Origin of the sequence: Streptomyces canus, assembly GCF_001514145.1 — a bacterium.
GTDB classification, from domain to species: Bacteria; Actinomycetota; Actinomycetes; order Streptomycetales; family Streptomycetaceae; genus Streptomyces; species Streptomyces canus.
This window is the reverse complement of sequence record NZ_KQ948661.1, coordinates 155940-168000: the sequence shown is the minus strand read 5'-3', so window position 1 is coordinate 168000 and position 12061 is coordinate 155940. Positions and strand designations below refer to the sequence as shown.

Annotated in this window: 12 protein-coding genes; 4 read left to right on the top strand and 8 right to left on the bottom strand. The window is 71.0% G+C overall.

Annotation, left to right across the window (positions count from 1 at the left end; translation table 11 throughout):
- Nucleotides 1-483 precede the first annotated feature (483 nt).
- The gene (locus tag AQJ46_RS20575) at nucleotides 484-1626 is read left to right on the top strand and encodes a YihY/virulence factor BrkB family protein (protein WP_059207000.1); all 1143 of its coding nucleotides are present in this window, start codon (nucleotides 484-486) and stop codon (nucleotides 1624-1626) included.
- A 37-nt stretch (nucleotides 1627-1663) separates the two neighbouring features.
- Here AQJ46_RS20575 and AQJ46_RS20570 read toward each other — a convergent pair whose 3' ends face one another.
- A complete protein-coding gene (locus AQJ46_RS20570; RefSeq protein WP_059206999.1) occupies nucleotides 1664-2500 on the bottom strand; it encodes an SDR family oxidoreductase in 837 nt (278 codons plus the stop codon).
- An 81-nt stretch (nucleotides 2501-2581) separates the two neighbouring features.
- Between AQJ46_RS20570 and AQJ46_RS20565 the strand changes: the two genes are divergently transcribed.
- Both AQJ46_RS20565 and AQJ46_RS20560 read left to right on the top strand, forming a co-directional pair.
- Nucleotides 2582-3523, top strand: coding sequence for an AraC family transcriptional regulator (locus tag AQJ46_RS20565; RefSeq protein WP_057611030.1), 942 nt, complete (start codon nucleotides 2582-2584; stop codon nucleotides 3521-3523).
- A 15-nt stretch (nucleotides 3524-3538) separates the two neighbouring features.
- The gene (locus tag AQJ46_RS20560) at nucleotides 3539-4204 is read left to right on the top strand and encodes a helix-turn-helix domain-containing protein (protein ID WP_059206998.1); all 666 of its coding nucleotides are present in this window, start codon (nucleotides 3539-3541) and stop codon (nucleotides 4202-4204) included.
- Here the strand turns inward: AQJ46_RS20560 and AQJ46_RS20555 are convergent.
- Both AQJ46_RS20555 and AQJ46_RS20550 read right to left on the bottom strand, forming a co-directional pair.
- Nucleotides 4187-4588, bottom strand: a complete 402-nt coding sequence (locus AQJ46_RS20555; protein ID WP_057611028.1) for a VOC family protein — start codon at nucleotides 4586-4588, stop codon at nucleotides 4187-4189. The two genes, AQJ46_RS20560 and AQJ46_RS20555, sit on opposite strands and share 18 nt — an antisense overlap.
- Before the next feature lie 52 nt (nucleotides 4589-4640).
- Nucleotides 4641-5273, bottom strand: coding sequence for a VOC family protein (locus AQJ46_RS20550; protein ID WP_059207299.1), 633 nt, complete (start codon nucleotides 5271-5273; stop codon nucleotides 4641-4643).
- A 571-nt stretch (nucleotides 5274-5844) separates the two neighbouring features.
- On the opposite strand from AQJ46_RS20550, the gene AQJ46_RS20545 reads away from it, so the two are divergent.
- Complete coding sequence (locus tag AQJ46_RS20545; RefSeq protein ID WP_059206996.1) at nucleotides 5845-6384, top strand: peptidoglycan-binding domain-containing protein; 540 nt, start codon at nucleotides 5845-5847, stop codon at nucleotides 6382-6384.
- Nucleotides 6385-6417: 33 nt separating this feature from the next.
- Here AQJ46_RS20545 and AQJ46_RS20540 read toward each other — a convergent pair whose 3' ends face one another.
- The 5 genes from AQJ46_RS20540 to AQJ46_RS20515 all read right to left on the bottom strand — a co-directional run bounded on the left by AQJ46_RS20540 (nucleotide 6418) and on the right by AQJ46_RS20515 (nucleotide 12060).
- Nucleotides 6418-6840 carry a helix-turn-helix domain-containing protein gene (locus AQJ46_RS20540; RefSeq protein ID WP_059206995.1) on the bottom strand — a complete coding sequence of 141 codons (423 nt, stop codon included), beginning with the start codon at nucleotides 6838-6840 and terminating at the stop codon, nucleotides 6418-6420.
- A gap of 213 nt (nucleotides 6841-7053) precedes the next feature.
- Nucleotides 7054-8097 carry a LacI family DNA-binding transcriptional regulator gene (locus AQJ46_RS20535; protein ID WP_059206994.1) on the bottom strand — a complete coding sequence of 348 codons (1044 nt, stop codon included), beginning with the start codon at nucleotides 8095-8097 and terminating at the stop codon, nucleotides 7054-7056.
- A gap of 155 nt (nucleotides 8098-8252) precedes the next feature.
- The gene (locus AQJ46_RS57265; protein ID WP_225887369.1) at nucleotides 8253-10274 is read right to left on the bottom strand and encodes a family 43 glycosylhydrolase; all 2022 of its coding nucleotides are present in this window, start codon (nucleotides 10272-10274) and stop codon (nucleotides 8253-8255) included.
- Entirely contained in the window at nucleotides 10271-11176 is a 906-nt protein-coding gene (locus AQJ46_RS20520; protein WP_059206993.1) for a carbohydrate ABC transporter permease, read from the bottom strand. The genes AQJ46_RS57265 and AQJ46_RS20520 overlap by 4 nt, the downstream gene beginning before the upstream one ends.
- A complete protein-coding gene (locus AQJ46_RS20515) occupies nucleotides 11176-12060 on the bottom strand; it encodes a carbohydrate ABC transporter permease (protein WP_057611021.1) in 885 nt (294 codons plus the stop codon). Before AQJ46_RS20515 ends, AQJ46_RS20520 begins: the two co-directional genes overlap by 1 nt.
- Between the last annotated feature and the right edge of the window lies 1 nt (nucleotide 12061).

The following is a 12061-nucleotide window of genomic DNA, read 5'->3' as shown; positions in this document are numbered from 1 at the left end:
AGAGAAGTGCCCTGAGGCACTGAATGAAATAAGGGAAGGAGCGGTTCGTTGTGTGCCTGAAGTGACCACGCGGTGGGGACGGGGTGGCCTGGCTCGAGCCTTGGTCAGGGCCCTGAGAATGCAATCCGAATTGTTTCGACGGGCTCATGAACCGGTCAAGCGCGTTTCGGTCAATGGCGGTTTCTTGCTGGTCGGTCGTTCCTTGGCGGTATGCCCTTTTCGTGCCGTTCGGTGGCGCCACCGGGGAACTCACCCGAGGGTGGTGCATATGTCGTCCGGCATTCCGCTTTTTAGAGACGCGAAATCCGGCCACCGGGTTCATGACAGAAAAGGGGTTCGATTTCCTTGACGATTTCCTCGGGATTGCCCGGCGTTTTCCGAGGTATGACGGAACCGAACACGAGCGGGCGTTCCCCGCACGGGTGTGCCCCGGACCGGGACCGGGGGATGAGTGCACGCTGCCATGGCGGATACCTTTAGGTCGTGCAGGCAGCAAGCGAATCCCCTCAGCGGCCCTCCGGCCGGCTCCACCGGGCCCGTGCCCTCTACCGGAACGTCTCGAAGCGCAGGACCGCCTGGCTGCTGGTCAAGGACACCGTCAACTCGTGCATCGAGTACCGCATCCTTGGGCTCGCCGCCGAGGCCGCGTTCTTCTCGCTGCTGTCCGTGCCGCCGCTGCTGCTCAGCCTCATCGGACTGCTCGGCTACGTCGACGACTGGACCGGCACCGACAGCATCAGCAGCCTGGAGGCCAACATCCTGGACGCCGCGCGCACGGTCCTGTCCGACAAGGGTGTACGGCAGATCGCGCAGCCGATCCTCGACGACGTGATGAAGGGCGGCAGGCCCGACGTCATCTCCGTCGGCTTCCTGTTCGCCCTGTGGTCCGGGTCCCGCGCGGTGAACGTCTTCATCGACACCATCACCGTCATGTACGGCCTCGACGGGGTCCGCGGCATCGTCAAGACCCGGCTCGTGGCGTTCGCGCTGTTCATCGCGGCCCTGCTGATCGGCTCGGTGGCGCTGCCGCTGATGGTGGCGGGGCCGGACGCGGTGGTGCGGATCGTGCCCTGGTCGGCGACGGTGGTGCAGGTCCTGTACTGGCCCGTGGTGATCATCCTGTCCATCGCCTTCCTGACCACGCTGTACCACCTGTCGGTACCGGTGCGCTCACCGTGGATCGAGGACGTCCCCGGCGCGCTGGTGGCGCTGGCCATGTGGGTGCTGGGCAGCTTCCTGCTGAGGATCTACCTGCAGAGCACGATCGAGGGCGCGACGATCTACGGCTCGCTGGCCGCGGCCGTGGCGGTGCTCCTGTGGATCGGGGTGTCGGCCTTCGCGGTCCTGGTGGGCGCCGCGGTGAACGCCGCGATCGACCGCGTGTGGCCCGCGGCGGCGACGGCCGCGGCGCGCGCGGCGAACGAGCGGGTGCGGGAGGCGCAGGTCGCGGAGTACGTCGCCCGGGCGGCCGCACTCCATGACACCGACACCGACCCCGAGGACCCCGACATGCCCTCGGAGTTCCCGGAGAGGTGGTCGCGCTTCCTGCCGCCGGAGGATGTGACGTCGCGGCTGCGGACGCACGCGAAGACGACGCACCCCCCGCAGAAGCCGGAGGACTCCTGAAGGGGGCGGGTCCACTGACCGGGGCCCACTGACCGGGTCAGACCTTCCACGTACCCGCGGCCGCCGCCTCCCTCGCGAAGTCGGCGACGTCCCGTGCCTCCCGGCCGAGAACCTCCCGCACCCCGTCCGACAGATACGCGTTGCGCCCGTCCAGCAGCTGCGCGAACGCCTCCACCAGCGCCTCCGCCTCCGCCGCCGGCACCCCGAAACCGACCAGGTTGTCCCCGTACTGCTGAGGCGACACCGCCCGGTACGTCAGTTCCCGCCCCGTCGCCTTCGCGATCTCCGCGACCGCCTCGCCGAAGGTCAGCAGCCGAGGTCCCGAGACGGCGACCGTCTCTCCGACATACCGGTCTCCCGACACCAGCACGGCCGCCACCACGTCCCCGATGTCCCGCACGTCCACGAACGGCTCCCGCACCTCACCCGCCGGAAACACCAACTCCCCGCTCAGCCGAAGCCCTTCCACCAACGGTCCTTCGCTGAAGTTCTGCGCGAACCACGCGGCCCGTACGACAGTCCAGTCGGCCCCCGACGCCTGCAGCGCCTCCTCCGCGTCCCGCGCCCGGTCCTGCCCCCGCGACGACAGCAGCACCAGCCGCCGTACGCCGACCCCCACCGCCTCCCGCGCGACCGCCCCGATCGCCTCGGCGGCCCCCGGAGCGCCGATGTCCGAGGGGTACACGAGGTACGCCGCGTCCGCGCCCCGCAACACCTGCGCCCACGTCGACCGGTCCTGCCAGTCGAAGCCCAGGGCCCGCGAGGCCGCCCGGACCGTCAGCCCCGCCGCCTCCGCGGACTGCGCCACCCGGCTGCCCGTACGACCGGAGGCACCGGTCACCACCACCGTCATGTTCCGCGAGTTCTGTGTCATGCCGTCGAGTCAACTGCCGTCCGCCGCAAGGGACCATCGCTGAACGGCTCATTCCCATGCGCGCGCGTCTACGCTGGCCGTATGGACGCTCTGGCAGGCCTGCTGGAAGGACCGCGGGCGCGTGGCGCCTTCATGATCCGTGCGTGTTTCGACCCGCCGTGGGCGGTGCGGGTGGAGGACCGGGCTCCGTTGACGGTCATGCTGATGGTCCGTGGCGACGCCTGGATCGTGCCCGACTCGGGCGAGCGGATCCGGCTGCGCCCCGGCGACCTCGCCATCGCCCGCGGCCCCGACCCCTACACCTGCGCCGACGACCCCGGTACGGCCCCGCAGGCACTGATCCTGCCCGGCGCGGAGTGCAGCTACCCCGACGGGCGGGCCCTGAACGGCTCCATGGACCTCGGAGTGCGCACCTGGGGCGACCGGCTCGACGGCGAGACGGTGGTCCTCATCGGGACGTATCTGATGGAGGGCGAGATCAGCAACCGGCTCCTGGACGCGCTGCCGCCCCTGCTGTCGCTCACCACCGACGTGTGGGAGTGCCCGCTGACCCCGCTCCTCATGGAGGAGATCGTGCGCGACGAGCCGGGGCAGGAGGTCGTCCTGGACCGGATGCTGGACCTGCTGGTCATCGCGGCGCTCCGGGCGTGGTTCTCCCGGCCCGAGGCGGAGGCTCCGGCCTGGTACGCGGCGCTGGCGGACCCTGTCGTGGGGCGGGTGCTGCGGCTGGTGCAGGACGATCCCGCGCATCCGTGGACGGTGGCGTCCCTGGCGGCCAAGGCCGGCGTCTCGCGTGCGGCCCTCGCTCGGCGGTTCACCGAGCTGGTGGGCGAGCCGGTGATGACGTATCTGACCGGATGGCGGCTGGCGTTGGCGGCGGATCTGCTGCGGGGCAGTCCTTCGACCCTCGAGGCGATCGCCCGACAGGTGGGGTACGGCAGCGCGTTCGCGCTGTCCAGTGCGTTCAAGAGGGGGTACGGGGTCAGTCCGCAGGAGTTCCGGGTGCGCGTCGCCGGGGGCTGATCGTAGCCTGGGGGTGTGTACACGGAACGGGCGTCCCGGCTTGCCGGTGCCGTCATCTGGACCGGTGACGGGACCGGACGTGTGCTGCCCGACGGGTGCATGGACCTGCTCTGGAACGAAGGGCGGCTGCTCGTCGCCGGGCCCGACACGCGTGCCTACGTCGCCGGCGGCGCTCCGAGCACCTGGGCGGGCGTGCGCTTCTACCCGGGCACCGCGCCCGCCTTCCTGGGGGTGCCCGCCCATGAACTGCGGGACCGGCGCGTCGAGTTGGCCGATCTCTGGCCGGCTCCAGAGGTACGGCGGCTGCGGAGCGGTGTCGAGAAGGCCCCCGACCCCGCAACCGCACTGGAAGAGATCGCCCTGGAGCGTGCCGCCCCTGCTGACCCCGTCCTGCACGCCCTCGTGACCGCCCTCGACGCGGGCCGTCCCGTCGCCATGACCGCCGATGAACTCGGGCTGGGGGCACGGCAGTTGCACCGAAGGTCGCTCGCGGCCTTCGGGTACGGGCCGAAGACGCTGGCCCGGATTCTGCGGCTGCGGCGGGCTCTCGTGCTGGCCGGGGCCGGGGTGCCGTTCGCGGAGACGGCGGTGCGGAGCGGGTTCGCAGACCAGGCCCATCTCGCGCGGGACGTCAAGGAGTTGGCGGGCGTGCCGCTCGGGCGGCTACTCGCCGTCGGCTAGCGGGGCGTACAGGTCGACGCCGTTGCCGTCGGGGTCGTGCAGCGAGGCGTACCGCTGCCCCCACTCGGCGTTCCACGGCTTGAGCTCGCCGTGGAACCCCTCGCCCACCAGTTCCTCGTACACCGCGTCGACCTCGGCCGGGCCGGCGCACCGCAGCGCGAGCGCGGTGCGACTGCCGCCGGCCGGTGCCCGCCATCCGGGGTGGAAGGAGCGGACCGTCTCCTCGGTGTCGAGCATCAGCCGTACACCGCCCGGCAGTTCGGCCTCCGCGTGCGGCTGGGACTGCGACCCTTCGGGGAACGGAAAGCCGAGCCTCCGGTAGAAGGCGACGGAGGCGGCCATGTCGGAGGCCACCAGACCGATGGCATCGAATCGTGGAGTCATGCCGCCACCGTAGGCAGCGCCCGGGCGCCCGGTCTTGAAGGAATCGGACACGTCAGCCGAAGAGCACCGGCCCCTGCGGAGTGTCGAGCGTGAAGGTGAGACCGACCGGGCCCTCGGTGAGGGGGAGATCGGCGTCGAGGGCGGCGAGGAGGGGCCGGATCTCGTCCGGGACCGGGGCGGTCGCGGTCAGGGAGAGCAGGGGAGCGGCGGGAAGGCCCGAGGCGGTCGGGTGGGGGGAGGTGCCCCAGTCGATGAGGAAGGGGACCAGACCGGAGGGGTGCTGGGTGTCGCCGTCCGTGAGGCGCCATTCCAGCAGGGTCCCGTCGGGTCTGCGGCGGCTCATCGGGCGGATCTCGCCGGGGTCGTAACCGCGGGCCCGGGCGGTCGCGACCGCCGCGTCCAGGTCGGGCGGACTGATCGCCCAGGTCACCGTGCGGGCGGTGGCGAGCGTGTCGACGTCGAAGGGACGCGGCCCCATCGGCTCCGGCTGCTCCGGGTCCGGGCCGATGATCTCCAGATAGGCGGTGCCGCCCAGCGACACCAGGTGGTTGCGGGTGCCGAGACCGACGTGCACACCGCCGGGCGCGGGGGTCACACCGGTGCGCCGGGTGAAGTCGGCGACCGTCCCCGCCAGGTCCGGGGTCGCGAGGACGAGATGGTCCAGCCGTGCGGGAATCACGTTCACCGCGCCGAGGCTACGCACAGCGACCCACCCGACGGAACACCTGTACGGCGACACACCGCTCAGTCCTGGGAGGCCGGCACCGCCGATGGGCCGAACGGCGACGGGCCGCCCCGGACCCGGCCGCACCGTCGACGGACCGAACGGCGACGGGCGGCACCGGCGACGGCCCGCACCGTCGACCGGCCGCCCCCGCACCTGGCCGCACCGAACCGCTGCACGCGGACCCGGCCCGTCCGAACCCGGGCGCTCGGGCATGCCGCAGAGGCCTACGCGGACCCGGACTTCCGTGCCCATCTGCCGGGCGGGATCTCCTGGGCGGCACACCTGGAACAGAGCGAAGTCCGAACAGGCCCCGTGGCCCGTCCCGTTCCGTCCCAGCAGGTCCCCGTACGGCCCGCGCTCGCGGACCACATCGCCGTACGCGGGACGGACCGTCCCCCGCCGGTCCGGGGACTCCGGCAGGTCTCGCCGTGCGCACCTCAGGCTGTGAGGCTGTGCCGTGCCAAGCGAAACGAGCCGCCCCAGGGGGAACCACGGGGGGAACCACGGCGGTTCGGAAAGGGAGACTTCCATGAGCATGCGCAAGCGGGCCGTCGCGATGGTGACGGCAGCGTTGCTGGGCGCCGGCACCCTCGGCCTCGCCGTGACACCGACGGCCAATGCGGCCTCGTACCACGGCATCGACGGCAACGGTGTGGTCAGCGACGACTTGCAGGACGAGGAGAACCTGGGCGTCGACGACCACGCCGACAGCAACGCCACGGCCCTGTGGCAGTCCGTCCTGTACGCGGACGGCGCCAAGTGGCAGGACGAGGACGGGGACTGGCACAACTACTCCAGGAGCCAGATCGACGGCTCGTTCGGCCCGGAGACCGAGTCGGCCACGCAGTGGTGGCAGGAGCGCTACGGTCTCACCGACAACGACGGCGTGGTCACCGACCAGACCTGGGAGTTCGCCCAGCAGTGGCTCCACGGCCCCGTCTCCGGCGGCGGTGTCCGCTACGACGGCGACAAGCGGGACGTCGACTTCAAGCGGGTCAGCGGCAAGTACCGGGTGAAGCTCAAGGGCACCGGCCCCTGGCGGATCGCGTACTACGACCAGGTGGGCTGACCGCCGCCGACGGGGGAGCGGGCGGCCGTACGGTCACCCGCCCCTCGACGGCCACGCCCACAGCACCCCCGCCACCAGCAGCACGATGACCGCGAACGCGGCCAGCGCCGCCGTACGCCATCGCCGGTACTCGAGGCCGGGCCCCGCCGGCACCGCCCCCTCGGGCGCCACGGCGGCCACCACCGTGCCGTACGGCCAGACCGGGGCGGCCAGGTCCCACAGCGCCAGCAGCCGCGCCTGATCCGCGCCCGCCACCCGGCACAGCGCCTCCACCGCCCCGCGCGGCGGCTGCTTGGCCCCGCTGAGATACCGCTGCCACGATGACTTGCTGTACGCGGTGCGCCGGGCCAGCTCGGCGAGGCTCAGATCCGTACGGTCCTTGAGGTGGCGCAGCTGCTCGACGAGATGCCGTGCCTCCCTCGGAAGCGACTCCGGCAGCGGCCGCCAGCGCGTCATGGTCGTCCCCCCACTGCTCGCCGCCGCCCTCGTCGGAGCGGCGGCTCCCTCCCCGCCGCATCGTTCGACGCCGGCCCGCCCCGGCCAGTTCCCGACGCCCAGAGTTGACCGAAGGTGAACGAAACCGGTGGTCAGTGGCACATGCAGCCGGTACGAGGGGGTACGGGCCGACCGATGGAGGCGTACGCCGGGGCACGGAGCGGCCGACGCGATTCAGTCGGCCGGCGGGGCCGTGCTCGCCCGCTCCACCAGCCGCGTCGACAGCTCGGTCCGGGTGCTCTCCGGGCGGTCGCCCTCCATCATGCGGACGAGCAGGCGCAGGGCCGTCGCCGCCATCTCCGACAGGGGCTGGCGGACCGTGGTGAGGGCCGGGGTGGTCCAGCCGGCCTCGGGCAGGTCGCCGAAGCCCACGACGCTGACGTCGTCCGGGACGCGCAGGCCCCGTTCGGCCAGGGCCTCGTACACGCCGAGGGCCATGCGGTCGGAGCAGGCGAAGACCGCGGTGGGCGGCTCGGGCAGGTCCAGGAGTTCCAGCGTGCGGCGGTGGGCCGCGCTCTCGTCGAAGCCGGCGTGGCGGACGTACTCGGGCCGCTGCCGTATCCCCGCCGCGGCGAGCGCGGAACGGTAGCCCGCCACGCGCGCGCCGCTGCACATCCTGCGCTGGTGGCCGGCGACGACCGCGATGCGTTCGTGCCCCAGCGCCAGCAGGTGCTCGGTGGCCGTCACCCCGCCCTGCCAGTTCGCCGCGCCCACCGAGACGACGCCCGGCGGCGGCTCCTGGACCGGGTCGATCAGGACGTACGGGATGCGGTGCTGGTCCAGCCAGCCGTACTGCGACGACGTCAGCTCGGCCAGGTTGAACAGCACCCCGGAGGAGCCGCGCGCGGTGATCTTGTCCAGCCAGCCGCGCTCGGGGCGCCCGGCCCGGGTGCGGTTCGGCCCGGCCGAGACGACCACCTCGAGACCCGCGTCGTGGGCGGCCGCCTCCACTCCGTGCAGCACCGCCCCCGACCAGGAGGTCTCCAGCGAGTGCACGACCAGGTCGACCAGTCCCGACGCCTTCGCCGCGTCGAACCTCGGTCTGCGCACGTAACCGAGCCGGTCCAGCGCCTCGGTGACCCGGCGGCGGGTCTCGGGGGCCACGTCCTCCCGCCCGTTGACCACCTTGGAGGCGGTCGGCACCGACACGCCCGCCTCCCGGGCCACGACCGCCAGCGTGGGACCGGCCGCCACGCTCGCACTCCCCGTGCGGACCATCGGGAACCACCTCTCCGGCCCGCCCGAGGGCCATGAAAGTTTTCGACCAGCGCGGAAACAGTAAGCGCTTCCTACCCTAGGTTCGCCCGGTGGAGTCGGGAAGAGGTCGGGCTTCGCGGGTCTTCATGTCCCCCTGGCTTTCGAAACCTCGAACGCTACCCGCAGCTCAGGCGGAACCCGGTGAAGTCGGCCGTGAAGGCCGCGCCGACCAGGTCCACTGCGTGGATTCCGGCCATCGCGCCCGTGAACCGGAGCTTGGATCCGTGGTCGTCGGAGAGACGGGTGACGTCCAGTTCCGGGCCGGCGGGTGTCCGTACGCCGTGTGCGCCCAGGGACCAGAAACGGGCCACCCCGTCCTCCACCGTCACGCCAATAGTGAAGGCGCTTTCCGTAGGGATGTCGACGACGGCCACCTGCCGGGTGCTGCCCTCGTCCCGCTCGACCAGGCTCAGCACGGTCCGTCCGCCGCCTTGCCACTGCTGGCCCCGCTGCTCCTCGCCCTCGGGCTCCGCCCAGGTCAGGTCGAGGGCCAGATAGGACTCGGTGTTGTACCAGAGCACCAGACCGGCGGCCTGGGTGAACGTGGTCGGCCGGGCCTCCACGGTGACCTGGGCCTCCGCCCGGTGCTCGGTGATCCGCTGCGCCAGCAGACTGTGCGCCCACCACGACTCGGGCCCGTGCCGCCCACGCAGCCGAATCCAGCCAGGACGCGCGGTGGTGTCCGCCCAGGAGGGATCGGGCGCGGCCCGCAGAGTACTCCAGGGCCAGCCCAACGGGTCGCGCGGGAGCGCGGGTTGCTCGGACGACTGCGGGTGCGTTGGTGTGGCGGGCTGGACTGCCGTGTGCGGTTGTGGCGGTGTGCCGGGGTGGGTGTGTGGTCCGGGCTGGATCGGTGTGCCCGGCTGGGTCGGCGGTCGCGGGTGCGTTGGTGCGGTGGCGTCGATTGCCGCGTGTGGTTGTGCGGGTGCGGCGGTCTCGTCCTCTGGTCGTGGGTGGCTCGGGGTGCCGGGCTGGGTCTGTGGTCGCGGGTGTGCTGGTACGGCGGTCTGGATTGTCGCGTGCGGTTGCCCCGGTGTGCCGGGCTGAGCCTCCTGTCCGGGATGCGCCGGTGTGCCGGTCTGAGCCTGCGGCCTCGGGGGTGTCGGCGTGCCGATCTGGACCTGAGGCCCTGGATGCGCCGGGGCGGCGGTCTCGTCCTCCGGCCCTGGGAGCGCCGCGGCAGCGCACCCGACCTCCGGTCGTGGGCGGGTCGATACATCGACCTCGAGCGAAGGATGCGGACCCCCGTGCCGCAACCTCGGCCAGCCCTCTGCATCCCACGTCACCGCCTGGATCGCCGTCTCACGGCCGAGTGGGCAGCGCGGGCCGTTCGGCGTGTTCAGGGGGCGGGCGGTGAGGTGGCTCAATACCCAGCTGCCGTCCGGGAGTTGGACCAGTTCGCCGTGGCCGGCCTTCTGCAGGGGCAGCGAAGGGTCGTCCCGGGACGTCAGCAGCGGCCGGGAGTCCAGCTCGTACGGGCCGGTGATCTCCCGGCTGCGGGCCACTAGCACCCCGTGCTCGAAACCGGTGCCGCCCTCGGCGAGGACGAGGTGATACCAGCCGTCCTTGCGGACCAACTTCGGCCCCTCGACGAGCCGTTCGTGCTGGAGCAGCAGGTGCGTGTCACCGACGGGCGCCAGCGTCTCCCGGTCCAGCTCCGTCGCCACGATTCCCGCGAAGCGCCGGCCGCCGGGTCGGTGGTCGTTCTGGAGGTTGAGCAGCCACAGCCGGCCCTCGTCGTGGAAGAGCGCGGGGTCGAAGCCGTGGCTCGCGATCCGCCGCGGTGCCGTCCACTCACCGGCTGCCTCCGTCGCCGTGGAGACATAGGTGTCCGTGTCGAAGTACGGAGTTCCGACCGAGCGGACGATCGCGTAGACCACCCAGAACCGCTCGCCGTCCCAGCTCAGGGAGGGTGCCCAGATGCCGCCCGAATCGGGCACGCCCGCGAGGGAGTCGCCCGGGACGGCGCCCTCGACATGGCCCGCGTACTCCCAGTGCGCGAGGTCTGGCGAGCGGTGCAGCGGGATCGTCGGGAACCACTCGAAGGAGCTGGTCGCCACGTAGTACCAGTCACCGACGCGCACCATCGACGGGTCGGGGGCGAAGCCCCGGATCACCGGGTTGTGCAGCAGGGTCACTTGAGGGCTCCGAGGGTGACTCCGGAACGCCAGTAGCGGCGCATCGCGACCATCATGATCGCCATCGGGACGATGGACAGCAGGGCACCCGTGAGGACCAGACTCGTGAGGTCGACACCGGATTCCAGGCGTTTGCCGGACCAGTTGTAGAGACCGATGTTGAGCGTCCAGTTGTTCTCGCCGCGCAGCACGGTCAGCGGCAGGAAGAAGGCGTTCCAGGTGTTCACGAAGGCCAGCAGGAACACTGTCGCGCCACCCGTCGTCATCATCCGCAGCACGATGCTGAAAAAGATCCTGAGCTCTCCGGCACCGTCGATACGAGCCGCCTCCAGGAGCTCGAAGGGGATCGTGGCCTCGGTGTACACCTTGGCGAGGTACACGCTGAACGGGTTGATCAGACAGGGGATCAGCATCGCCCAGGGCGTGTCCACCAGGCCGATCTCCGAGAACAGCAGGTACAGCGGCAGGGTGAGCAGCGCGATCGGGATCAGGAAGGAACCGACCACGCACGCGAAGACGAGGTTGCGGCCCGGGAAGTCGAAGCGCGCGAGGCCGTAACCGGTTGCCAGCGCCAGCAACGTGCCACCCAGCGAGCCGACACCGGCGTAGAGGAAGGAATTCGCCGTCCAGCGCAGGAAGATGCCGTGCTCGTAGGTGAACAGCTGATGCAGGTTGTCCCACAGATGCCAGCCGGAGAACCACAGTCCGTTGGACTGGTAGAGCCCGGTGCGGTCCTTGGTGGAGGCGACGATCAGCCACCACACCGGAAAGAGGCTGTAGACGCTCGCCAGGGACAGTCCGACGAGCAGAAACCGCTGGCCGCCCCGCGAACGGGCCGCCGGATCGGGCTCGGTGAGCCGACGGACGGGCCGGGTCTTCGCGGGTTCCTCGATGAGGGTCATCAGTCGGTCTCCTTCGAGGTGAACCGGTAGAACAGGAAGGAGGCGACGCCGAGGATCAGGGCGAGCAGCACCGAAAGGGCCGCCGCGTAGTGGTAGTTGCCGGCGTTGAACGCCTGGTTGTAGATGATCATGATCGGGGTGAAGGAGTCGCTGACCGTCTGCGGGGTGACGTTCCGGAAGAGCGCGGGCTCGTTGAAGATCTGGAGCATCTGGATGATGGAGAGCATCCCCGTCAGCACCAACGCCCCCCGCACGAACGGGATCTTGATGCTGCGGGCGATCCGCAGCTCCGAGGCCCCGTCGAGCCGCGCCGCCTCGAACAGGTCGCGGGGCACGCCCTGGAGCGCCGAGTAGATGATGACCATGTTGTAGCCGATGCCGTGCCAGGTCAGCAGGTTGCCGATGGACGGCCACACCATCGAGGGCGCGAAGAAGTTCCAGGAGAACCCGAAGATCTCGCCGAGCGGGGTGAGCGGGCCCACGTCCGGGCTGTAGAGGTTCAGCCACACGATCGCGGCGACCACGCCCGGGATCATGTACGGCACCAGCAGCAGAATCCGGAACCGGCCGGCCATCCGGGAGCTGAGCGCGTCCAGGAACAGGGCGAGGACGAGACTGACCAGGAGCATGATCGGGATCTGTACGCAGGCGAACAGCACCACCCGCAGCACGGAGCCCATGAACGCCGAGTCGGTCAGCCCCTGTTGGTAGTTGTCCAGACCGGAGAACTCGTCGGTCGTGCCACCGAGCCCCAGCCCGGAGGACTGCGACCGGTACAGCGACTGGTAGACGGCGTACCCGATCGGCAACAGGTACAGGAAGACGAAGCCGAGCTGGAAGGGCACCGTGAAGGCGGCACCCTTCCAGCGCAGAGAGCGAATCATC

Excerpts from the sequence above, each read along its gene's own strand:
- AQJ46_RS20570 (WP_059206999.1), bottom strand. The coding sequence starts at position 2,500 with ATGACACAGAACTCGCGGAACATGACGGTGGTGGTGACCGGTGCCTCC.
- AQJ46_RS20565 (WP_057611030.1), top strand. The coding sequence starts at position 2,582 with ATGGACGCTCTGGCAGGCCTGCTGGAAGGACCGCGGGCGCGTGGCGCC.
- AQJ46_RS20555 (WP_057611028.1), bottom strand. The coding sequence starts at position 4,588 with ATGACTCCACGATTCGATGCCATCGGTCTGGTGGCCTCCGACATGGCC.
- AQJ46_RS20545 (WP_059206996.1), top strand. The coding sequence starts at position 5,845 with ATGAGCATGCGCAAGCGGGCCGTCGCGATGGTGACGGCAGCGTTGCTG.
- AQJ46_RS20540 (WP_059206995.1), bottom strand. The coding sequence starts at position 6,840 with ATGACGCGCTGGCGGCCGCTGCCGGAGTCGCTTCCGAGGGAGGCACGG.
- AQJ46_RS20535 (WP_059206994.1), bottom strand. The coding sequence starts at position 8,097 with ATGGTCCGCACGGGGAGTGCGAGCGTGGCGGCCGGTCCCACGCTGGCG.
- AQJ46_RS20520 (WP_059206993.1), bottom strand. The coding sequence starts at position 11,176 with ATGACCCTCATCGAGGAACCCGCGAAGACCCGGCCCGTCCGTCGGCTC.
- AQJ46_RS20515 (WP_057611021.1), bottom strand. The coding sequence starts at position 12,060 with ATGATTCGCTCTCTGCGCTGGAAGGGTGCCGCCTTCACGGTGCCCTTC.